Genomic DNA, 22,835 nt, shown 5'->3' on the forward strand with positions numbered 1-22,835 from the left:
TCACACCCTCAGGAAGCGTCTCAGCCCGAGGCTGCTCCCGATGAATCCCGCCAGGCCGCCGAAGGCGAGGATCAGGATGGCCCGGCTGAGCAGGAACCCGGGGTCAACCTGGAAGCGGATCAGAATGTCGGTCGGGATTCGCTCCAGCAGGTTGTGACTGGCGAACACCGCCGCCGCCGCAAGACCCCCTCCCAGCAAGCCAACCGTGGCGCCTTCGATGATGAACGGGACGCGGATGAACCAGTTGCCGGCGCCCACCAGCTTCATGATGGCGATCTCCTCCCGCCGGGCGTAGATCGCCATGCGGATGGTGTTGGCGATCAGGACCACGGCCGACGCACCCATGAGCACCACCAGGCCGATACCGATGGAGTTGAGGACTCCGGTCAGGCTGAGCAGCCGTTCGATCCCCTCGCTGAACACCGAGAGGCGCCGCAGGAGCGGGTGGCCCACCAGCCGGAACTGGACCTCCTGGTAGGTCGATATGTCGTCGAGTTCCACCCGGATCGAGGCAGGAAGATCAGCTGCCGTCACGGTCGCCGCCAGCGCCGGCTGGTCGCTGTATATCTCCAGGAACTCCTGGTAGGCACCTGCCTTGTCCATGTACCAGGCGTTCTTAACCTCCGGATAGTCGTTGATCTGCGCCAGGAGCTCGCTGTGGGCCACCGGACCTCCCTCATCCTTGAGGAAGATGATCAGGTGGTCACCCTCTTGCCATTGCAGGGTGTTGACCCGCACCAGCTCGTTGAACACCAGGGCGCCGAACGCCAGGGCCAGGGACACGAACACGGCCAAGACCGCGCCGGTCGCCACCAAGGCGTTGCGGCGCAGATTGACGAAGGCCTCGCCGATCAGGAAGAGGAGGGTGCTCACGTCTCTTCGGAGGATTCGTAGCCTGACTCGCCCTGATCACGGACCACCCGTCCCCGGTCGAGCTGGACCACCCGGCGGCGCATCGCATCGACGATGGCGAAGTCGTGTGTGGCCATCATCACCGTGGTTCCGGTGCGGTTGATCCGGTCGAGCAGCCTCATGATGCCCACCGAGGTGGCCGGGTCGAGGTTGCCGGTCGGCTCATCGGCCAGCAGGATCGGCGGCCGGTTGACGAAGGCGCGGGCGATGGACACCCTTTGCTGCTCGCCGCCCGACAGTTGCCGGGGATAGCGGTCGGTCTTGGCCGACAGACCCACTAGTTCCAACACCGTATTGACCTGGCGGCGCACGATGGAGCGAGGACAACCGGTCACCTTGAGGGCGAAGGCCACGTTCTCCGCCACCGTCTTGTTGGGCAGCAGCTTGAAGTCCTGGAACACGGTTCCGACGGTGCGGCGGAGGTACGGAACCCGCCAGGTGGGGAGCTTGGTGATGTCCTTACCCGCCACCCAGATCTTGCCTCGGGTCACTTTTTCCTCTCGCAGGCACATCCGGATCAGCGTGGACTTGCCCGAACCGGACGGACCCACCAGGAATACGAACTCGCCCTTGCGAACGTCCATGCTCACTTCCTGGACCGCCACCACCCCACCGTCATAGACCTTGGCAACATTATGCAGTCGGATCATGAACGTCCCTGTCCCACCGAGTCCGGAAGCGTACGGGATGCTGAGATTACCAACGGGTCCTGGCTACTCAAAGGGTTTAGGGGATGTGCGAACCCCTGCGTCCCCTCGATCCTGCCGCTCCCGTTTGGCCCGGCGCCAGTGCAGGTAGGACTCGGTGAGTCTTTGCAGGGCACCGTCCAGCACTCCCTGGACATTGCCGATCTCGAGACCGGTGCGAAGGTCCTTCACCTGCTGGTAGGGCTGGAGCACGTAGGATCGGATCTGGCGCCCCCACGCCGCCTCGGTCTGCTCCCCGCGGATCTGATCCAACTCCTTTTGCTGGCGAACCCGGGCCAACTCGGCCAGCTTCGCCTTGAGGAGGCCCATGGCCCTGGCCCGGTTCTGGATCTGGGAACGTTCCGCCTGGCAGGCCACCACGACGCCTGTCGGCAGATGGGTGAGCCGAACCGCCGAGTCGGTGGTGTTCACGTGCTGCCCGCCGGCGCCCTGGGAACGGTAGGTGTCGATCCGGAGGTCGTCCGGGCTGATCTCAACCGCCGCGTCCTCCACCAGCGGCACCACGTCCACCCCGGCGAATGAGGTGTGGCGGCGCGCGTTCGAGTCGAACGGGGATATGCGGACCAGGCGGTGGACGCCACGCTCGGCCTCCAGGACCGCATACGCATGCTCACCCTCGACAGTCAGGGTCGCCGACTTGATGCCGGCCTCCTCGCCCGACTGGAGGTCGTCGATCTCATGTTGCAGACCGAGGTCGGTCAGGTACCGGGCGTACATCCGGACCATCATCTCCGCCCAGTCCTGCGCGTCCACGCCCCCCGCGCCGGCATGCACGCTGAGGATGGCGGCATGGTCGTCGTACTCGCCGAAGTAGAGGGACTCCTCCTCGAGAACACCGATGCGTCGCTCGGTGGCGGCAAGATCGCGCGACACCTCCTCCAGGGTCGCCGAGTCGCCTTCCTCCCTTGCCATCTCGACCAGGATGTCGGCGTCCTCAAGGTCGTTCTCCATGGATTCGACCCGGTTGACCAGGCGTTCGATGCGGCCCAGCCGGCGGCCTAGCCGGGTGGCCCGATCAGGGTCGTCCCAGAGGTCGGGAAGGGCGACCTGCTCCCTCAGCTCGACCAGCTCGCCGAGCTTGGAATCGACATCAAAGGAACCTCCGGGCGTCCGAGAGACGGGCGCGAAGGTCGTCGATGAGCGGGCGAGGGTCCGTTCGATCCATAACGGACGAGAGGTTAGCGGGCCGGCTCCGGGTACCGGTCGCGGCGGAGGTCCCGACTTATCGAGGCATGTCCACCGGCCCCGATAGCAGGCGTCCCGGGATAGAATTCCGGCATGGGTCAGTTCGTTGCCGCGATCGCCAGGAGAGGGCGTGCCGCCATGACCGAGTGGGCGGCCCGGCGCGAGGGGGCCCGCCGGCTCCCCCGCGATGTATTCACCGCGGCTCGCCATATCGTGGGTCCAACCGGGTTCGTCTGGTCCGGCGCCTGGCAACGACTCGAGGAGGACGGCGCCGACTACCTGCGGTCCTTCGATCCCCGGATACCTCCCAGCGTCTTCCTATCCCCCAGCGACCTGACCAGGTCCATCCACCCGGTACCGGTTGCGGAACGCTGCATCGAGGACTGGTCGAAGCCGGAGGTCACCCGGGACTGAGCGGGCGCCTAGGGCATCCGCTTCTGATGCCGGCACGCGATCAGACGCGTGCGGCCGCCATGCAGTCCGGGGTCTTGGAGCACCGCTTGGCCTTGATGCCCGACCCGCACGGACACGGGGCGTTGCGCCCCACCTTGGCCGACTTGGCCTGCTTGGGCCGCCGCGGTCCCGAACCCGCAGTGACGTTGAGCCGGGGTCGGGCCCGGCGCCGGGCCTCCGCCACCTCGACCCGGTACAGGTAGCGGGCGGTGTCACGCTTCACGGAATCCACCAGGTAGCTGAACATCTCGTAGCCCTCGCGGCGGTACTCGGTCAGGGGATCCCGCTGTCCCATCGCCCTCAGGCCGATCCCGGCCCGCAGGTAGTCCATCTCCGACAGGTGATCCCGCCACTTGTTGTCGATGATCGATAGGGCGAGACCCTGCTCGATGCGGCGCATCACCTCGGGAGTCAGCTCGCTCTCCCGCTCCTCGAAGCGGCGAACCGCGTCATCGGCAACCACCTCGACCACCTCGTCGACAGACCTGGCCGCAGCCGCCAGGTCACCGGGTGACAGATCGGACGAGTACAGGACCTGGAGTTCCCTGAGCAATCCGTCCCAGTCCCATTCCGACGGGGGCAGGTCCTCGGGCAGGCCGTCCCTGACGGTGGCCTCGACCGACTCCTCCACCCACTCCACCACCAGGTCCCGGCTCTTCCGGGTGCGAAGGATGCTGTCCCGCCACTCGTAGATCACCTCGCGCTGGCGGTTCATCACCTCGTCGTACTTGAGGACGTTCTTCCGGATCTCGAAGTTCTGCGACTCGACCTGCGACTGGGCCCGCTCCACGGCCTTGGTGACCATCTTCGCCTCGATCGGGACGTCGTCCGGCATCCTGAGGCGCTCCATGATCGTGCTGACCCGCTCGCTGGCGAACCTCCTCATCAGGTCATCGCCCAGGGAAAGGTAGAAGCGTGACTCCCCCGGATCGCCCTGACGGCCCGACCGTCCCCGGAGCTGGTTGTCGATCCGGCGGCTCTCGTGGCGCTCGGTCCCCAGCACGTAGAGACCCCCGGCCTCCAGCACCTGCCGGCGGGTCTCGTCCGTCGCGGCCCGATGATCATCGAGTAGCTGCTGGTACTCCTTCTCCCAGGAAGGACTGTCCGGCTGCAGATCCGGGCGCTTCCGCATGGCGGCTTGCGCCAGGCCCTCCGGATTGCCGCCCAGCTGGATGTCCACGCCGCGGCCGGCCATGTTGGTCGCCACCGTGACCGCCCCGGGACGGCCGGCCTGGGCGATGATCTCGGCCTCCCGGGCGTGGTGCTTGGCGTTCAGGACCTCATGGGAGATTCCCCGCCTGGCCAGCAGCCTCGCCACCCGCTCTGACTTCTCGATCGAGACCGTGCCCACCAGTACCGGCTGGCCCGCCCGGTGACGCTCCTCGATGTCCGCGGCCAGCGCCAGGTACTTGGCGTCCTCGGTCTTGTAGATCACATCGGGCTGGTCAAGCCTCGCCACGTTGACATGCGTGGGGACCTCCATGACCTCCAACCCGTAGATCTGCGAGAACTCGGAGGCCTCCGTCATGGCGGTACCGGTCATCCCCGCCAGCTTGGTGTAGAGGCGGAAGTAGTTCTGTAGGGTGATCGCCGCCAGGGTCTGGTTCTCCTCCTTGATCCGGACTCCCTCCTTGGCCTCGATGGCCTGGTGGAGACCTTCCGAATAGCGGCGGCCTTCGAGAACCCGCCCGGTGAACTCGTCGACGATCATCACCTGGCCCTGCGAGACCAGGTACTCGACGTCGCGGTTGTAGAGCGCCTTGGCCCGGAGCGCCTGCTCGAGATGGTGGACGAAATCGACCGCGGCATGGTCGTACATGTTCTCCACGCCCAGCATCCGCTCGACCTGGGCAACACCGTCCTCGGTGGTCAGCACCTGCCGCTTGCCGTAGTCGACCTCGTAGTGGGCCCCTTCCCGGAGACCCCGCACCAGCCGGGCGAACTCCCGGTACCAGCGGGCGTTGTCGCCCACCTGCCCGGAGATGATGAGGGGGGTGCGGGCCTCGTCCACCAGGATCGAGTCCACCTCGTCCACGATGCCGAAGCTATGGCCGCGCTGTACCCGGAGATGCATGGACATGGCCATGTTGTCGCGCAGGTAGTCGAATCCGAACTCGTTGTTCGTGCCGTAGGTGACGTCCGCCTCGTAGGCGGGCTTGCGCGAGGCCGGATCGTCGCCCGCCTGGATGAGGCCCACGGAGAGGCCGAGCATCCGGTAGATGCCGCCCATCCACTCCGCATCTCGGGAAGCCAGGTAGTCGTTGACGGTCACGACATGCACCCCGGCCCCGGCGAGGGCGTTCAGGTAGACCGGCATGGTGGAGACGAGCGTCTTACCCTCGCCGGTCCGCATCTCGGCGATCATGCCCCGGTGGAGAGCTCCGGCGCCGATCACCTGGACGTCGTAGTGACGCTGGCCGAGCGTCCGCTTGGCGGCCTCCCGGACCGTGGCGAAGGCTTCCACCTCCAGATCGTCCAAGGATTCTCCGGATTCGAGACGCTCCCGGAACTCGACGGTCTTGCCGGCGAGAGCGGCGTCGTCGAGTCCCTCCAACTGCGGCTCCATTCGGTTGACACGCTCCGCCAGGGCTTGGAGGGTCTTCAGGTTCTTGGACTCACCGGCGCGCAGCACCTTGCTGAGCAGCGACATGTTCCCCGTTTCTCGTGTAGCAGGCAGGACTCGTGTAGCAGGCAGGGCTCGTCAGGACGACCCGCCGAGAGTCATGCTATTCGCCCCCGGAGCGTCTGTGAACCCCCTCACCGGCGCGCCGATGGTAAGCGCAACACGCTGCGCCTTCGCATGCGGGCCACGGGTGGTCCTGGCCCGAGCTCGCGTTCTTGCCTCGCGGCGCCAGGCTGGGACACCTCGGCCGTCCGGGGTAGTCGTCCCGACTCCCTGACGTGGTTACTGCCATCGAAACGTGGCAATCGGGTCACAGCGTCAGACCGCTATGCCGGCTCGATCAACTCCAGCCGCCCGCCTGCGGACCGGTAGAGAACGTTGAGATCCCCGGTTTCGACGTTGGAGAAGAGGACCACCGCCTCTCCCTCCTCCTCCATGACGATTGCGGCCTCCTCGGGGGTCATCGGCTTCCCGACCGACCGACGCACCCGGGAGATGGAGGGATACCGCTCGTCGGGTTGATCGGAACGCCGGCGAGGACCGCCGGCGCGCACTTCGGGCTTGGGCCGATGGCGGCGGCGGTCGCTGAGCCTCCGAGAGAGCCGGCGCAGCCTGCGTTCGAAGTGGTCCGATGCGGCGTCGACGGAACGGCGTACGGTGTCGCCCTCCCCCGTCGCCCTGACGAGCTGGCCGGCCGCCCGGGCGGACAGCTCGGCCCGGAAGCGGTGATCGCTGTCGTGGCTCTTGACCCTGGTGAGGCGCACATCGACATCGCCGAGGCGGTCGAAGAACTTGGCCGTCCGGCTGACGCGCTCCACTGCGTGGGCGCGGGTCTCATCGGTCAGCCGGATTCCTCGCCCTCTCATCCGGACCTCCATGAGCCGATCCTAGCCGCCTGCCGCCCCCACCCGACCGGGATCGGGTGAGCGTGATCGCCGAGGAGACAGCGCCCCGGCAGGCTCCCGCCGCCGAACTCAGCGTGGCGCCGGTGGTCAGCACATCGTCCACCAGCACCGCTCCCCCGGGCGGGCGCGCCACCGCCCGGAACCGCAGGCCGCCACGGCGCCTGGACCGGATCTGGCTCTTGTGGAGCAGGGGGGCGCGCAGCACGTCTGCCACCGGCAGCCCGGCCATCCGGCCAAGTGCCCTGGCCAGCGCCCTGCCGGGGTCGGTGCCGAACCTGGCCCGGCGAGGCAGCGATCTGGGTACCGGCACCAGGGCGGTAGCACCGGCGGGAAGGAGATCGACCATGAAAGGCGCCAGTCCCGAGGCGACGCGGTCGGCTCCCCGGTACTTCATGGCGTGGACAGCGCTGCGGATCGGACCGTCGTGAACCAGTAACGAGCGCACCAGCACGCCCGACGGCAGCCTCACCTCGCCGCCGGGTTGCAGGGAGGCCTGGCAGGCGGGACAGACCGCCGACCGCTCCGTCGATCTCCTCCGGGGAGTCCTTGCCGATGGGTTCCACCACCCGCACACCACGCACACCATGCCCCTGTTCTATAGGAACCCTGTGACAGTTTCCGGTCGCGGCGGGACCACGTCAGGAGGAGTCGATCACGCCCCGTACCCGGTCCACGAGCTCGTCCATCGACCCGGAGTCGGGTGCTTCGGCGTTGAGGCGGAGCAACTGCTCGGTGTTGGAGGGCCGGACGTTGAACCAGCTGTCTCCCAGGTCGACCGTCAGCCCGTCGAGCCGGTCCAGAGAGGCGCCGGAGAAGGCGGACTCCACCGCCCGGAGCGCCGCGGTCGGGTCGGTCACCACAAAGTTGATCTCACCCGACATGGCGTACGGCTCGTAGCCGCGCCTCAGCTCGGACAGGGGGACGCCGGCCCCGGTCAGGACGGTCAGCAGCACCAGCATGGCCAGGGTCGCGCTGTCCGCCCCGTAATTGTCACCGAAGTAGTAGTGGCCCGAGTGCTCACCCCCGAAGACGGCATCCTTCTCCGCCATGACCGCCTTGATGAACGAATGGCCCACCCGGGTGCGGACCGGCACTCCCCCCGCGGACCGGACGGCTTCGGCCACGCTCCTCGAGCAGATCAGGTTGTGGACGATCCGGGCACCCGGTCGCAGGGCAAGGAACCAGCGCGCGATGATGGCGGTGGTGGTGCTCCCCGGGAGGGGAACTCCCTGCTCGTCCACGAACACCGCCCTATCGGCGTCCCCGTCGAAGGCCACCCCCACGTCGGCCTCCTGCTCGCGCACCAGGTGGACCAGGTCGGTGAGGTTATCGGGATTGAGAGGGTCGGCCGGATGGTTGGGAAAGGTACCGTCCGGCTCCAGGTAGAGGCCCATCGAGGTGGACGAGGGCAAGTGCCGGAAGAGCCGGTTGACCACCGGCCCGGCCATCCCGTTCCCCCCGTCGACCGCCACCCGCAACTCCCCGATGCCGGCCGGGTCGACGATTCCGAACACATGCTCCAGGTAACCGGGCAGTGCGTCGTGCCGGGTAACCCCGCCTCTCGCCGCCGCACCGGCGGCCCCGCTCCACGCACGGGCCTCCTCCCGGATCCGTTCCAATCCCGTACCCGACCCGATCGGCGCCGCCCCGCGATGGCAGAATTTGAGACCGTTGTAACCCGCCGGGTTGTGGGAAGCCGTGACTACCGCGCCCGGGATCCGGTAACGGCCGGAGTGGTAGTAGACCACCTCGGTGGGAAGCTCGCCCAGGTCGGTCACGTCGCACCCCTGCGACAGGACTCCCTCCCGGAATGCCGCCGCCAGCGACTCCGAGGAGGGGCGGCAGTCGCGTCCCAAGGCAACGGTCGAGGCGCCCGTGACCCGGGCGAAACCCACTCCGATGCGTTCGGCGACCTCGGCGTCGAGCTCCCCCGTGTCCACCCGACCCCGGACGTCGTAGGCCTTGAAGATCCGGTCTAAACGGTCTCGGCCCGGGCTTCCCACGAGATATCCTGACTAGTGGTCTGTCTGCGAAACATCTAGGCGTGCTCTGCTGGCCATCGGCGCCCCTCGCTGCGTTCCGCCTCCTCAACGTACCGCTGCGGGCACGCCTTCGTCAGCGGGCCTTGCGAAGAACACCGCCGGCTGGCGCATACCACACCGCCATTCCACAGACAGACCACAGTGGTCTGTCTGCGAAACATCTAGGCGTGCTCTGCCGGCCATCGGCGCCCCTCGCTGCGTTCCGCCTCCTCAACGTACCGCTGCGGGCACGCCTTCGTCAGCGGGCCTTGCGAAGAACACCGCCGGCTGGCGCATACCACACCCCGGCCGGCATGGAGCACGGCAATTGCGGCGGTGGCTCGGCCCGATCCTACACTCGCGCCCGGTAACGAACATGACCCCACCACAGATCACCATCATCATCCCGGTCCACAACGAGGCCGGCTTCATGGGACCGGCCCTCACCAGGATCCGGCGCCAGGTGGGTGCGGTCACGCCCCGTTACCGGATCATCCTGGTCGAGAACGGATCGACCGACCACACCCACGCCGAGGCGTTGTCGGAAGCGGCTTCCGATCTCCGCCTCGACGTGATACAGCTCGAAGCCGCAGACTATGGACTCGCCATCCGCACCGGAATGGAGGCGGCCGGGAACCTGGGATGGCTGGTGGTCTTCGACATCGACTACCACTCCGGCGACTTCCTGAAGAAGGTAGCGGAGCTTGACGGATCGGCCGATGCCGTGGTCGCCTCGAAGCGGGCACCCGGTTCCCGGGACCGGCGACCGCGGATACGCCGCCTGGCCACCCGGGTGTTCAACCTGGCGCTCCGCACCGTGGTCGGATCCGGGCTGTCCGACACCCACGGCATCAAGGCGCTCCGTGCCCAGGTGGTTGAGGCGCTGCTCCCGCAAGTGCGCCTGACCGAGGATCTGTTCGACACCGAACTGCTCCTGCGGGCCGAGCGGGCCGGGTACCGCATCATCGAGGTTCCGATCACCGTGGAGGAACTGAGGGAAGCCCGGTCGTCGCTACTCCGCCGGGTTCCGCGGACGCTACGAGGACTGATCACCCTCCGCCGCACCCTGTCGGCCCAGCCCCGTCCGGCTCCGCGCCCACCCGAAGAACGCTAAGACGCCGGTGGGCCCGCGATCGGGCAACCTGAGGATCAGGACGCCATACACGGCGCCACAAACCTGAGGATCAGGGCGTCACCCGTGACACTCTGTGCCTCGAATACCTTCCCGGCCCGGAGCCGATGACAAATGGTCGGGTGGCCAGGGGGACCAAAGCGCTAGCTCCAGCTGTGTCCGGGACGGATACCCGTACCGGTGCCCCTCAGGGAAGGGTGGCGAAGTCCCTCGGGCGGCAGGTCCGGAGAGTTCCTCCGCCGGGCGGCGGTGACCAACCAGACGACCAGAACGATGAAACCGGCGAGGGTCGACCACAGCCCGGCTATCTCCACCCAGGTGTTCTCGAAGCGCAGTTCGACGTCCCTGGCCGTGGGCACCACCACCATGAAGGCCGGGGTGGCCCGCCACGGACCCTCGGCGCCGTAAGCCGTCCAGTTGGGGAAGTAGGAGACCTTGATCAGGTGGGGAAGTCCCACGCCGGTGGTGGTGAACGACACGCGGTGGTCCTCCAGCACCACATCGGACACCTCCACGTTCGAGTCGGTGGCGATCGGGACGGTGGTGCCCTCCAGGTCGGGGGTGATCCGCTCCCAGTGCGGGGGACCATCCGCCGCGACCCACTGGTCCACGAGGCCGATGTCCTCGTACCACTCGAGCGCCACGTCCACGAAATCCGGCTCGGTGTCCTCGGTGAAGATGCCGACCAGGGATGGCACGAGTCTGGTACCGGGCTCCTCGAAGACCCAGGGCTGGTTGACCGCCACGTCCACCAGAGAGCTCTCGGCAAGGGAGTAGATCCGGAACGGGGGCGAATCCACCACGAAGGTGAAGTCCGCATGCCGGTCGGCCCTGTCCTTGGCCGCATCGGTGAAGGCCACGTAGTAGGCCACGTTGAAGAGACGCATGTGCACGGCGCCCCGCTCGAGGTCGGCGTTGTGGTAGGCCAGCCCCGGAATCGGGTTCGAGGCCGAACTGCTCATCTCGGAGCTGTTCAGGAAGTGAAACGGGGTCGTGAGCGATGACTCGAAGTACAGGCCCTCCATCGAGGGGTGAGTGCCCTCGGTCCAGTAGGGGAACAGCATCGGCGCCATGGGGGTGCCGTACTTGTTCAGGTCGCTGTTGCCCTCCCAATGGACCCGGCCGGGCGGCAAGGTGTCCACTGCCGCCATCACCCCTTCGTACTCGGGCCAGCTCGCCTTACCCTCGTATCCGAGGTAGTTCCAGCGCGCCCATGCGCCCACGTAGTTCTCCTCGGCGGCCACGCCCACGAACACGGTTCCGGTGATGGCCACGCACGCCAGGACGGGAACGACCGTACGGGTGGCCGGCCGCGCCCGGCGTCCCACCAGCCACAGCAGGAGGATCCCCGCCGCCATGAGCAGCATGTCCGGACCCGAGATCCGCGCGATCAGCGGCTCCAGCCGCAACGCCGCAACCCAGCCGTCCGCACCCTGGAGGTCCCTGACAGGGTCCCCGATGTCCGGCCCGAACACCAGCACCAGGACGGCGCCCACGATGCCGGACTGGATCCACCATCTGGGCGTTCGCTCCGGGAGACGGCGGCATGCCGCCACGGCCAGCAGGCCGACCGCGATTCCGGCGAAGAGGTGCAGCCCGTAGAACCAGTGAGGAAGTGCCCGGCCGTTCCACAGCTTGGCACCCTGGCTGAGCAGGAAGAAAGCCGGAATCGGCACCAGCGTCAGGGCAGCCGGTCCCACAGCCCGCCCGGTCCGGCGCAAGGCCACCACCAGCCCGATCACGCCCAGGATGGCCACGGGCCACAGTTCCACCGGGACCAGCTCGTCGAACCCCGCCAGCGGCTGCCAGTTCATCTCGGTCGTGTGCCGGAGCCGGATCACCAGCGGCAACGCCCAGAATGCAGTCAACATGAACCCCAGCGCCCAGGTCCCCGGCACGATCCACCAGGACAGTCCGGCGCGCTCCCGGCGGGCGCCGGTCCGGAGACGCTCGTACCAGTTCGAGCGACCCACCAGCACGAACAGCGACGCGAACACCACCCCCATGGTCGTGATCACGTGGCAGAGGGCGGTGCCCGCCAGAGCGGCGGCCGCTCCCAAGAAGTACCGCCCGGTCTGTCCGCTATCGCCATGTAACGCCCTGATCAGGCACCCCAGGTAGACGAGCGAGAAGGCGAACGACCACGAATACGAGAATTCACCGGCCAGGCTGGAGGCGATGGTCCCGCCGAATATGTTGGGGGTCGGGGTCTCCATGAAGGCGTAGGCGCCGCCCGCCGCCGCGGCGACCGCGGCAACCGGACGAGCGAACCCCATCGACCGGACGAGGAAATACGTGGCCGGGGCGAGCGCCACCAGCCCCACCACCGTCATCGCCTTGAACGCCACCCCGTATGGCAGCACCAGGTCGAGGGCGACGATGGCCAGCGACGGCAGAGGAAAGTAGAAATAGAAGATCGGGAACCCGGCGAACCAGTGGTTTGACCAGCCCATGATCCGGCCGGACGGGAGCAGCACATCCCGCAGGTAGGCGGGGCCGAGCACGTGAGCACCCATGTCACCGCCGGTCGGGGTGTTGGCGACCAGCAACAGGTGGGGCGCTACCGCCAGGAGGGTCGCCACCGAGACCATCGCCACCATGACGGCCGAGGTCCGCGCCGACCATGCCCGCGATCGGATCCCGTCTCCGACCGACCGGTGCTGATCGGGGCTTCCGGTCATGCCCGCATCTTCCGGACCGCCCTCCGCAGGGCCATGGGCCTCGGTACCTGGACGAACGAAGCCACCTGCTTGCCGTCGGCGCCGACGACCGCGCCCACCGGAATCTCGTCCACCCCGACTCGGGTCAGGAGGTCGGGATGCTCCTCCCAGCTCCGCTCGGCGAAGCCCGACTCACCCAGCACCTCGCGGTAGGCGAGCCGGGCCGCATCACACGCATCACACCCGGCGGCGGTGAACAGGTAGACACCGGGACCGTCGAGGTTCCCTTCGACGGAAAGAGGGTTGCGGGGCCGTCTTGGACGGAAACCGGCCACGGCCGCCACCACTCCGGCCACCGCCAGGACCACCAGCAGACGAACCACGAACCCGTCAGCCAATCGGGATCGCCCCAGAGAACATGGCGCGCCCGGGCGCGGCCGCCAGCCATCCCACCGTCATGGGGCCGTCGGACGTGACCCGGACGCCGGCCACCTCCGCATCGGCGATATGGACGGTGCGCACAGAGTTGGCGGGGATCCCGATCACGTTGGCCCGGGTCCTTCCCTGGGGGGTGAGCGTCCGGTAGCTGACGGTCAACTCGGTGACCCCGGCGTTGAGCAGCCTGAGCCGGCTTCCGGACGAGACCACTCCCGGCCCAGGTACCAGCCATCCGGTAGCCGTGGTCCGAGCCCCGACGGTCGCTGCTACGCCGGTCTCCGAGCGGGCCACGACGACCGCGCCGAAGGGGCCGTCGCCTGTCACCCGCACGCCGAACCCGGAAGAACTCAAACCCTCGAGTGACACGCGCGCCTGCCCGGGCCCCTCGATGCGACCCTCCAGGGTGGGGAGCAGCCCACCGGATTCGTCGAAGACCTCGATCAGGAAGTTGACCGGAATCGAGGCTTCATTGGTCAGGACCAGGTCACTCCGTAGCCCGACCGCGCCCGCTACCGGGAACTCCCAGCCGTCACCGGCGCCGGATCCGGGCCAGACCGCCGAATCCGCGCCGGTATCGAGCACCATCACCGGGATGACCGATCCCATGACCGGTCGGACGACAATCGACAGTGACTCCCGGCGGGGAAGTAACTCATCGAGCGCCACTACCCGGGTGCGCCGGGCCGGAACCGTCAACCCCTCCAGCGCCTCTCCTGCCTCGATACCCAACTCGCTGAACGCCCATAGGTCGACCCGGGCGTCGGCGGTGAAGGGATTGAAGAGCCGGAGGACCAGGCTCTCGCCCTCGATCGTGGAACCTCCCGGCAGGTGCCAGGAGTCCGGAATCGTCCCGGAGCAGAGGTCACCCGCCAGCAGACCCTCACCTGCGGCCACGACGCCGACCGCGCCCCCGTTCCCGGAGAACTCGACCAGCGCGGAACTGGCGCCGACCTGACGCGGATTCTCGACCCTGGCCGCCGTGTTCGAGTCGGTCCGTCCCGATATGCGGTCCTCTACAGAGCCGCCCTCGAGGAAAGAAAGATCGAAACCGGCCGGACCCTCTCCCATCACGCTGTACGCCGAGCTCCTGAGGCTGTCAGAACGCGACCAAGGACAGTGGGCGAAGTGGGATACCCCGCCGGTCGGCGCCTCCGACCGGCTGATCTCGGTGATCGGAACCGGCGGCCCCGGAGCCGGTAGCGCGGTGACGACCACTACGGCAAGGGCCACCAAGACCAGCCCGAGTATGCGGGTCATACCGGTTGCTCCCCGGCCTCACGCCTGGCACGCACCAGCGACAGGCCCGCCAGAAGGATCACTACGGCGCCTGCCGCCCGCGCCTGGAACCGGAAGGAATCCACCCCTCCGAAAGTGGCGACTCCCGCCTCGGCCGGCACCCGGTTGGCCCAGCCGTCCTGTTGCCAGGCGCCGGGACCCCACCGGTGGTCGGCATTCTCCGCAATCCGGACCGAGCCTCCGAGCTGTCTGCCCGCGTAGTCAGGCGCCACCCACGACCACGCCACACCCCCGTCGGTCACTGCCCTGTAGGCGGGCACATCGTTCTCCCACACCCCGCCGGATTCCCCTACGAAGAGGCCGGCGAGCGGTCGCATATCCAGCTGTGCGCTCAGCACATCCGCGAGAGGGCTGGGGCCGGTGGCCGCCACCCAGCGGATACCGAACCGCGCCAGCAACTCCCCCGGTCGAAGCTCCTGCCCGGCAATCAACCCGACCAGGGTTTCCTCGAGGACCGCATCTCCCAGGCGCGCCTCGGGGAGCCAGGCCTGCGGGTAGTCCAGGTTGCCACCTATCAGGCGGTACGGCGTGCCGTCCGGCAACACCCGGTGCTCACCAGGAAGGGTTTCCGGCGGCCCGGTCAGCAGGACCCGGTCGGCACCATGGGATCCGGCCCGGCTGGAGGCGAACGCGAAGGCGCCGAACCGGTCGTCCGGTAGCCCCATACGGCCGGCCGGGGCAGCGATCAGGGCAGTCAGGCCGACAAGGATGGCTGCCGCCATGGCCGCGTAAGCGGGCACAGATCGCAGAAGCGAGACGTCCCCGCCGAGTGAGGCCGGCGCATCCAGAGCACCGGCGACAACCAGCGCCAGGCCGGCAGCGGCGGCAATCAGGCCGGCGGTCGTGGCCTCCTGGCCCGCGCCCAGGGAGCCGGCCCGCGCCACGAGAAACCCGACCGACCCGATCACGACACCCGTTACTGCTACCGACAGTGGCCGGCCACGGGCAACCGCCGTGGCCGCTGCGCCCGCCACCAGCAGCGGAACGGCCACCCACCAGGACGGATCCGGGTGGAACGGGACCCCGCTCCCCAGCACATCGGACACCCCGCGACCGCTCAGCCACGGCAGCAACACCGGGAGGGCGAGCACCGATCCGGCCGCGCCGACGACCAGGGGGCGGCTGCGCCCCGCCACGACCGCCCAGACCAGTCCGAACAGCAGCGGTATCACGATCGAGAGTGGGACGAAGGCAGCCGAGACGGCGGTCGCGAGACCGACCCTGGCCAGGCGCCCGGTCCAGCCCCGACCTGTCTCCGGATCGGGCGCCAACACCCCCGCCAGTGACCAGGGGATCCCGCCTAGCGCCAGGATGCCGGGCCAGTAGCCCTCCCCGGCCAGCCACAGCGTCGGGAACCCGGCCACGAACACCGCCCCGGCCACCAGGCGCGCCCCGCGGCTGAGGCCGAGCCTGCGGACCAGGGCCACCATGCCGGCCACGCCCGAGGCGACCGCGCCCACCGTGAGGATGCCGGCGGCCCCGCCCCGGTTTCCCAGGAGCAGCTGGAGGGCGGCGGTTGCCCCGACCGAAGGATGCATGGGCTCGGGACTGCCCAGACCGCCCAGATGCCATCCTCCGGCATAGGCACGCAGGGTGTTCCAGGCCGATTCCGCCAGGGGCAGCACATATCCGGTAGCCGGCAGTCCTTCAGCGATGATGGAGCGGGTAAGCACCAGGACCAGCGCCACGCCCAGCACTGTCGTGATCACATCCGGTCGCTGCCAGAAGGCCGGCGAGGCGCGATCGTCCGGCTCCTCGTACTCGGCGCCGGCGCCGAGCAGGGCGCCCAGTTCGGCCGCGACCTCGCGCAACTCCAGCGAGCCGCGGACCTGGAAGCGGAACAGCTCGGCATCGGACTCCATGGAGGTCTTCGGGGCGCGCCGCCGGGCCTGCAGGGTCGACGGCAGGTAGAGGAGGTTCCAGGCCCAGGTGCGAATCCAATCCACCGGCCCGGTGAGGGAACCCTTCGGGAGCCGGTAGAGCCAGGTCGCCAGGCCTACCAGGAACAGGGCCGGTAGGGCCCACAGCAGGGTCACAAGTGAGTAGGTCTTGAGCATGGTCCGGAGCCGTCCGGCCTGCTCCCGCCACGTGGTGGGCCGCTGGGCGCCGCTGGCCCGGCTGAACACCTCCGAGCCCGGGGTCACGATCACCCGGCCGCCCACCACCCGCGCCCTCTGGCAGATGTCCAGGCCGAAGGACAGGTAGGGCAGGGTGTGATCCAACCCGCCCAGGCCTTCGGCAAGATCCCTTCTGACGAGCAGCGAGGCCGGCTCCAGGAACGCCACGTCCCGGATGACGTCGAACTGCTCCTGATCGATCTCTCCCCTCTCGAGGCCCGTGTACGGGAAACCGAACACGTCGGTGGGCCCGCCCACGGACAGCAGGCGGTCGGGATGGTCGGTGTCGAGCACCTTCGAGCCCACCACCGACGCCTCGAGGCTCTCGGCGGCGTCGATCAGCGCGGTCAGGGCGTCAGGTCGGGCAGTGGTCCGGGAGTCCAGCATCCACAGGTAGTCAACCGGACCGTCAACCATGTCCAGCGCCTCCGACAGCCGCCGGGCCGTCTTGGGCCGGTCCGTCTCCGGAGCGACATCCGGACTCCGGTCGGCGATAACCACCACATCCTCGACCTCGTAGACTTGCGGCTCGATGCTTGCCAGCACGTCGGCTATGTCGTCTCCCCGGCGAGCCACCACCAGCGCCAGGACGCGCGGCTTCGGTGAGGGAGGAGAGGGTTGGGTCATGGATGCCCCATTGTGTTACGGAACGAGCCACAAGACAATAACCGTCACCCCGGATCCCGGCCCGTGACACGACGGGTCGCGCTCCTGTCCGGCGGGGTCGGCGGCGCCCGCCTGGCCCGAGGGTTCGAGCACCTGGAGGATGTCGAGTCCACTGTGGTGGTGAACGTGGGGGATGACGACACCTTCTACGGGTGGTCGGTGTCCCCGGACGTGGACACGGTGCTCTACACGCTGGCCGGGCAGGAAGGGCCACACGGCTGGGGTCGAGCCGGTGACACCTCGGTGCTGATGGACCATCTGGCCGGCCTAGGGGTCGACACCCGCTTCCGGATCGGTGACGCCGACGCCGCCCTCAATCTCTACCGGACCATGCGGCTACGGAACGGTGACCCCCTCCATGCAGTCACAGCCGACCTGGCCGCGATGATGGGAGTGCGCTCGACGGTGATTCCCGCCACTGATGATCGGCTCCGGACGGAGGTGCGGACGGACCCCGGCCATTGGATGTCATTCCAGGAGTACTTCGTGCTGCGAGGCCATCGGGACGAAGTGGCGGAGGTCAGGTTCGCCGGAGAGGCGACGGCCCGTCCCGCTCCGGGGGTGCTGGAGGCCATCGCGGACGCCGACGCGGTGGTGATCGCACCTTCCAACCCTCCGCTCTCCGTCTGGCCCATCCTGGCGGTCGGTGAGATCGCGACGGTGGTGCGTGACGCCCGCCGGGTGATGGCGGTCAGCCCGCTGTTCGGAGGCCGGGCGCTCAAGGGGCCCGCCGACCGGGTGTTGGCCTCGCTGGGCTTCCCGCCGGGCAACGCCGGCGTGGCGGCGGCCTATCCCGGCCTGATACAGGACCTCTTCATCGACAGCGCCGACCAGGCCGACGTACCCGCCCTTTCCGGCTCGGGGTTGTCGGTTCACGCCGGGTCCACCCGCATTGCGGAGGTAGAGCAGGCGACCGGGTTGGCCCGGCGCATGATGACCCTGCTGGGAGCCGCCTCGTGAGTATTTCGATCTTTCCCGTGGGAGGCATTCCCGAGGCCGAATCCGGCGATGACGTAGCCGCGATGCTGATCGAAGGATTGGCGGCGTCCGGGCTGGAGCCTGCGGACGGGGATGTGCTGGTCGTCACCCACAAGCTGGTCTCGAAGGCCGAGGGTCGTATCGAGGAGATCGGCGACGACCCGGAGGCCCGCCTCCGGCTGATCGAACGGGAAGCATCGGCCGTTCTCCGCCGCCGCGAGGAACTGGTGATCACGGAGACGCATCACGGGTTCGTGTGCGCCAACGCAGGCGTCGACAAGTCCAATGTTCGCCACGGATCGGCCGTACTGCTCCCGGTCGACCCGGACCGGTCGGCCCGGCGGATACGCGCCCGCCTCCGGCAGGCGCTCGGAGTGACGATCGGGGTGGTCATCACCGACACGTTCGGTAGGGCGTGGCGCCACGGCCTGACCGATGTGGCCATCGGCGTCGCCGGTATCCCGGCCATCGTGGACTACCGCGGGACGGCCGACACCTACGGCAACACTCTCGAGGTGACGGAAGTGGCGCTGGCGGATGAGCTGGCCGCAGCAGCCGACCTCGTGATGGGCAAGGCCAAGGGCATCCCCGCCGCCCTGATCCACGGAGTGGAGTACCCACCTGGTAAAGGTTCGAGCGCCGACCTGGTCCGGAGCCCTGGCCAGGACATGTTCCGCTAGCTATCCGACCCGCATCCCGGCGGACGCGTCTCCCAGGATCTCGCCTATCCCTAACCCCGAAGCCGCCGGTACCCGGCCCCGACCGGGGCATGGCCGAGCACGCTCACGGCCAGGACAGGTGGTGGCGGAGGAAGCCCCGGCGCGGCGAGCCGGACTTCGGTGGATGACTGTCGCGTTCTGAGGTGACCGCTGAGACCTGGCGTATTCACGCTATGCACAGTTGTTTGTTACCGCTAGTTCTCGGCAAACCAGGAGACAGTCGCCTTGATGCCTTCTTCCAGGGAGGTCCGCGGCCTCCAATCCAGATCTCGGCGTGCCCGGCTGCAATCGAGGGAGGAACGGGGAACGTCGCCGGGACGCGGGGGCCCTTGGTTGGCTCCGCCACCGAATCGGGCTTCTCGAGCCACCGCCTTGAATACCTCCAGGGTGCTGGTCTCCATACCGGTGCCGATGTTGTAGATACCTCCCCCTCCCCTCTCCCCTGCCAGGACCAGGGCATCCACCACGTCCTCGACATACACGTAGTCCCGGGTGTCGGCGCCGGTTCCGAAGATGGTCGGGCGGGTCCTGTCCATGCAGGCCCTGGCGAAGATCGCCATCACTCCGCCCTCGCCCGAGGAATCCTGGCGCGGCCCGTAGATGTTGGCAGGGCGGACGACCGCGTAGTCCAGATCCCGAAAACGCCGCCAGAGTTCCAGGTAACGCTCGGCCACCAGCTTGGAGAGGCCGTAGGGTGACTCCGGGCGCTCGGGCGTGTCCTCGGGGGTGGGGAGCGGGGCGTCCCGGCCGTAGATGGCGCCCCCGGTCGATACGAATACCAGGCGGGGCTTGCCGGCCAGCCGGGCCGCCTCCAGCAGGTTGAGGGTGCCGGTGATATTGATGTCCGCATCCAGGCCGGGATCGGCCACCGAAACCGCCACCGAGGTCTGGGCGGCCAGATGGAAGATCCGGTCGGGAGCAAACTTGGCGACCGCGGCGGCCAGATGCTCGGAGCGGATGTCCATCTGATGGATGCTCACCTTCCCGAACCGGCGGGCTTCGGCCAGGCGGGACAGGCGGCCCGATGTGAGATCATCCACCACCAGGATCTCCCAGCGGTCGGCAACCAGCCGGTCGACCAGGCTCGAGCCGAGAAAGCCCGCTCCCCCGGTTACCAGGGCCCGTCCCTGCGTGGGACTCCTGGTCCAGATCATGGCTGACCCGTTCCCACGCCCCGGTAGGAGAGCCCCGCGGCTCTGATCGCCTCCGCATCCAGTAGGTTGCGGGCGTCCACCACCACCGAACCCCGCATCGCCTCCCTCAACGCCACCGGACTGACCTGCCGGAACTGGCGCCACTCGGTCGCGACCAGCAGTACATCGGCCCCGTCCGCCGCCGACAAGGGATCCGGCGCCATCTCCATCCCCGGCATCGATAGAACGGCTCGAGGGTCGTAGGCGCGGACGGCGGCACCCGCCGAGGTCAGGCTCCGGGCAAGATCGGCCGCCGGAGACTCCCGAACATCGTCCGTGCCGGCCTTGAACGCCAGACCCCACAGACCCACCGTCGCGCGGGACAACTTACCTCCCACGGCGGAGGCAACCTTGCCGACGATCCGGTCCCTCTGCTCCTCGTTGACCTCCATCACAGCCCGGAGCAGGCGGAACTCGTATCCGTGGCATTCGGCCATCGCCTCCAGCGCCCGCGTGTCCTTCGGCAGGCAGGACCCTCCGTAGCCGGGCCCAGGAGCGAGGTAGTGGGAGCCGATCCGGTGATCGCGGCCCATTCCCCCGAGTACGGCGGCCGCGTCGGCGCCCAACGTCTCGCACAGGTTGGCGATCGAGTTGACAAAGCTGACCCGGGTCGCCAGATAGGCATTGGCGGCATACTTGATCATCTCCGCCGAAGCGGGATCGACCACCACCCGCTCGCCCGGAAGGTCACGGTACACGCCAGATGCGAGGATTTCCGCCGCGTGGAGATCGGTCGAGCCGATGACGATCCGGTCCGGGTTCAGGAAGTCCTCCACCGCCGAGCCTTCCCGGAGGAACTCGGGATTGGACACAACCCTGACATCCCGTTCCGCGACGGCCGGCATCAGCGAGATCCGCCGGCCGGTGCCCACCGGAACGGTGGACTTGATGACCAGGACCGAGCCGGCCGGCAACGAGGGCGCCACGTCGGCGATCGCCCCGTCCAGGATGGAAGTATCCACCGCTCCGGCATCGTCCGAGGGAGTGGGCAGGGCAATGAAGACCACCGATGCACCGTTCACCGTCTTCCGGTTGGAGGCGTGGAAGCTGAGCCGCCCCATAGCCCGGCCCTCGGATATGAGGGCCGCCAGGCCCGGCTCGTAGACGGGTACCCGTCCGGACCGGAGCGCATCGAGCCGAGCCTCGTCACGCTCCCCCACCCGAACCTCGTGACCCAGCCGAGCCAGCCCGCCCGCCTGTACGAGGCCCACGTAGCCGGCCCCGATCACCCCGATCCGCATCCTGGAGAAGCTACCCGCCCGCGCCGCGCCGTCATCCGGACCCGTTCGGCTCACCTCAAGCCCCGAGAACCGTTCCGGCGGCCAGAGCGTCGGCCCCCAGGATCACCACCGCGTCAAGACTGTCGTCCACCGAGCCCGCCTCCACCAGCCCGAAGCCCAGCATTTCCACCACCTGGCGGCCGATATCGTGGTCATAGGGACGCACCCTCACCACCGTGTTGTCGAAGTCGAAGGAGGCAGCATCCCCTACCCCAACCGATTCTGACACTCCCTCATGACCCTCGAACCAGGCCGCCCACATGCTGGCCTGCTCATTGCCACCGTTGCCGTTCAGTACCTTCAACCGGAGTTCCTGTACCGGATCCGGCTCGGCGGCCGGTGCAGCCGCACCGGAGAAAGCAGCCAGAACCACAGCTGCCTCCGCCTGTCTCGGATGCAGGTAGTAGACGCCGTCCTCCGTGCTCTCCCACACCGGCAACGAGTAGACGTCGATGTCCGCCCTGTTCAGGCCCCGCGCCGCCCAGCCCAGTTCCAGGAGACGCCGGGTGTCCAGACCGGCATCGATGACCAGATGCTCCCCCGCGGCTCGGAGCACGGCCCCTATGTCGAACACGATCGACCAACGCTTGGCGGACTCCAGCATGGCGAACAGCAAGCTCTGCTGCCGACGGATCCTGCCCAGATCGTTGGCGTCGATGCTGACCCAGGCGTTACCCCGGCGCTCCTGATAACCCCGGGACCTGGCGTAGGCCAGCGCCTCCTTACCGTCCAGGAGTTGAGCGCCTGCGTCGACGTCGAGGCCCGACTTGAGGTCACGGGCCGGATAGGCGAAGGTGATCTCGACGCCGCCCAACGCGTCGACGATGCTGGCGAACCCGTAGAAGTCCATCTGGACGTAGTGGTCGATCTGGACTCCGGTCACTTCCTCGACCGTCGAGACCATCAGGTCGGCCCCACCCAGCGCCAGGGCGGCGTTCAGCTTGGACGTCCCGTACTCGCCGAGATCGACCTGCAGATCACGGGGCAGGCTGAGAATCCTGGCCCTGTCGCCGTCGAGGGTGGCGAGCATGATCACATCGGCCCGGTTGCCGTCCAGCCGGTCGTTGATCTCCAGTTCGTCGGGGAGGCCCTCACGGGTGTCTCCCCCGATCACCAGAAAGGTGACCGGCGGCAGGGGTTCGGCCGGCACCTCTTCAGCGGCAGCAGCGCCTGGGTCGGTAGGGACGGTGAAACCGGCCGGGATGGTCGTGGAGGGCACCACCGGCGTGACGGGCGCCGGATCCCGGGCCAGGCTCGGTATTGAAGTGGTCGGAATGGCCTCGATGGCCTCCCGAGCACCCACCAGGTAGTAGAGAATCCCCCCGAACACCACCACATTGACAGCCACCAGGCCGATGATGAGCCGCATCCACCGCCGTCGGGTCGGTGAGGGCACGGGCGCGGTAACGCTGTCCTTGGTGGGATCTTCGCTGGTCATGGGAAGGTCAGACGATGTTACCCGCGCCGGCCGTTAGCCACAGCACGTGTCCATGGAAGCGCCCGACCAGGGATGATCCGACCTAGCCACCTCGCCGACGATCTCGCCCTTC

General features: G+C 68.2%; 18 protein-coding genes. 4 read left to right on the forward strand and 14 right to left on the reverse strand.

What is annotated here, in order from left to right; genetic code table 11:
• From ACOQPD_RS03925 to prfB, 3 genes are all read right to left on the reverse strand, one after another.
• A complete protein-coding gene (locus ACOQPD_RS03925) occupies window positions 1–873 on the reverse strand; it encodes a cell division protein FtsX (RefSeq protein ID WP_420613598.1) in 873 nt (290 codons plus the stop codon).
• Window positions 870–1,562 carry a cell division ATP-binding protein FtsE gene (gene ftsE / locus ACOQPD_RS03930; RefSeq protein WP_420613599.1) on the reverse strand — a complete coding sequence of 231 codons (693 nt, stop codon included), beginning with the start codon at window positions 1,560–1,562 and terminating at the stop codon, window positions 870–872. The genes ACOQPD_RS03925 and ftsE overlap by 4 nt, the downstream gene beginning before the upstream one ends.
• A 63-nt stretch (window positions 1,563–1,625) precedes the next feature.
• A protein-coding gene (gene prfB, locus ACOQPD_RS03935) for a peptide chain release factor 2 (RefSeq protein ID WP_420613600.1) occupies window positions 1,626–2,784 on the reverse strand; the annotation gives its coding sequence in 2 pieces (ribosomal slippage) (window positions 1,626–2,711 and window positions 2,713–2,784; 1,158 coding nt in all).
• Window positions 2,785–2,897: 113 nt separating this feature from the next.
• Here prfB and ACOQPD_RS03940 point away from each other — a divergent pair.
• The gene (locus ACOQPD_RS03940; RefSeq protein ID WP_420613601.1) at window positions 2,898–3,218 is read left to right on the forward strand and encodes a hypothetical protein; all 321 of its coding nucleotides are present in this window, start codon (window positions 2,898–2,900) and stop codon (window positions 3,216–3,218) included.
• A gap of 40 nt (window positions 3,219–3,258) precedes the next feature.
• On the opposite strand, the gene secA is transcribed toward ACOQPD_RS03940, so the two are convergent.
• The 4 genes from secA to manB all read right to left on the reverse strand — a co-directional run bounded on the left by secA (window position 3,259) and on the right by manB (window position 8,788).
• On the reverse strand, window positions 3,259–5,907 hold the full coding sequence (gene secA, locus ACOQPD_RS03945; RefSeq protein ID WP_420613602.1) for a preprotein translocase subunit SecA: 2,649 nt from the start codon (window positions 5,905–5,907) through the stop codon (window positions 3,259–3,261).
• A 299-nt stretch (window positions 5,908–6,206) separates the two neighbouring features.
• Window positions 6,207–6,746, reverse strand: a complete 540-nt coding sequence (hpf, locus tag ACOQPD_RS03950) for a ribosome hibernation-promoting factor, HPF/YfiA family (protein WP_420613603.1) — start codon at window positions 6,744–6,746, stop codon at window positions 6,207–6,209.
• On the reverse strand, window positions 6,715–7,254 hold the full coding sequence (locus ACOQPD_RS03955; protein WP_420613604.1) for a ComF family protein: 540 nt from the start codon (window positions 7,252–7,254) through the stop codon (window positions 6,715–6,717). Before ACOQPD_RS03955 ends, hpf begins: the two co-directional genes overlap by 32 nt.
• Window positions 7,255–7,423: 169 nt before the next feature.
• A complete protein-coding gene (manB, locus tag ACOQPD_RS03960) occupies window positions 7,424–8,788 on the reverse strand; it encodes a phosphomannomutase/phosphoglucomutase (RefSeq protein ID WP_420613605.1) in 1,365 nt (454 codons plus the stop codon).
• Window positions 8,789–9,182: 394 nt separating this feature from the next.
• Between manB and ACOQPD_RS03965 the strand changes: the two genes are divergently transcribed.
• A complete protein-coding gene (locus tag ACOQPD_RS03965; RefSeq protein WP_420613606.1) occupies window positions 9,183–9,920 on the forward strand; it encodes a glycosyltransferase in 738 nt (245 codons plus the stop codon).
• A gap of 161 nt (window positions 9,921–10,081) precedes the next feature.
• On the opposite strand, the gene ACOQPD_RS03970 is transcribed toward ACOQPD_RS03965, so the two are convergent.
• From ACOQPD_RS03970 to ACOQPD_RS03985, 4 genes are read right to left on the reverse strand one after another with little or no spacing between them, the layout of a single operon-like run.
• The gene (locus ACOQPD_RS03970; protein WP_420613607.1) at window positions 10,082–12,619 is read right to left on the reverse strand and encodes a hypothetical protein; all 2,538 of its coding nucleotides are present in this window, start codon (window positions 12,617–12,619) and stop codon (window positions 10,082–10,084) included.
• The gene (locus tag ACOQPD_RS03975; RefSeq protein ID WP_420613608.1) at window positions 12,616–12,996 is read right to left on the reverse strand and encodes a hypothetical protein; all 381 of its coding nucleotides are present in this window, start codon (window positions 12,994–12,996) and stop codon (window positions 12,616–12,618) included. Before ACOQPD_RS03975 ends, ACOQPD_RS03970 begins: the two co-directional genes overlap by 4 nt.
• Window positions 12,989–14,293, reverse strand: a complete 1,305-nt coding sequence (locus tag ACOQPD_RS03980; RefSeq protein WP_420613609.1) for a DUF5719 family protein — start codon at window positions 14,291–14,293, stop codon at window positions 12,989–12,991. The genes ACOQPD_RS03975 and ACOQPD_RS03980 overlap by 8 nt, the downstream gene beginning before the upstream one ends.
• The gene (locus ACOQPD_RS03985) at window positions 14,290–17,076 is read right to left on the reverse strand and encodes a glycosyltransferase (protein ID WP_420613610.1); all 2,787 of its coding nucleotides are present in this window, start codon (window positions 17,074–17,076) and stop codon (window positions 14,290–14,292) included. The genes ACOQPD_RS03980 and ACOQPD_RS03985 overlap by 4 nt, the downstream gene beginning before the upstream one ends.
• Window positions 17,077–17,139: 63 nt before the next feature.
• Here ACOQPD_RS03985 and ACOQPD_RS03990 point away from each other — a divergent pair, with 63 nt between their 5' ends.
• Both ACOQPD_RS03990 and cofE read left to right on the forward strand, forming a co-directional pair.
• A complete protein-coding gene (locus ACOQPD_RS03990; protein WP_420613611.1) occupies window positions 17,140–18,075 on the forward strand; it encodes a 2-phospho-L-lactate transferase CofD family protein in 936 nt (311 codons plus the stop codon).
• Window positions 18,072–18,773 carry a coenzyme F420-0:L-glutamate ligase gene (cofE, locus tag ACOQPD_RS03995; protein ID WP_420613612.1) on the forward strand — a complete coding sequence of 234 codons (702 nt, stop codon included), beginning with the start codon at window positions 18,072–18,074 and terminating at the stop codon, window positions 18,771–18,773. The genes ACOQPD_RS03990 and cofE overlap by 4 nt, the downstream gene beginning before the upstream one ends.
• A 233-nt stretch (window positions 18,774–19,006) precedes the next feature.
• On the opposite strand, the gene ACOQPD_RS04000 is transcribed toward cofE, so the two are convergent.
• Genes ACOQPD_RS04000 through ACOQPD_RS04010 form a run of 3 tightly spaced genes read right to left on the reverse strand, consistent with a single transcriptional unit; the run spans window position 19,007 to window position 22,723 of the window.
• Window positions 19,007–19,966, reverse strand: coding sequence for an NAD-dependent epimerase/dehydratase family protein (locus ACOQPD_RS04000; protein ID WP_420613613.1), 960 nt, complete (start codon window positions 19,964–19,966; stop codon window positions 19,007–19,009).
• Window positions 19,963–21,300, reverse strand: a complete 1,338-nt coding sequence (locus ACOQPD_RS04005) for a UDP-glucose dehydrogenase family protein (RefSeq protein ID WP_420613614.1) — start codon at window positions 21,298–21,300, stop codon at window positions 19,963–19,965. The genes ACOQPD_RS04000 and ACOQPD_RS04005 overlap by 4 nt, the downstream gene beginning before the upstream one ends.
• A gap of 1 nt (window position 21,301) precedes the next feature.
• Window positions 21,302–22,723, reverse strand: coding sequence for an LCP family protein (locus ACOQPD_RS04010; protein WP_420613615.1), 1,422 nt, complete (start codon window positions 22,721–22,723; stop codon window positions 21,302–21,304).
• Window positions 22,724–22,835: the final 112 nt, after the last annotated feature.

The organism is Candidatus Spongiisocius sp., from assembly GCF_965221825.1.
Taxonomy (GTDB): Bacteria; Actinomycetota; Acidimicrobiia; order Spongiisociales; family Spongiisociaceae; genus Spongiisocius.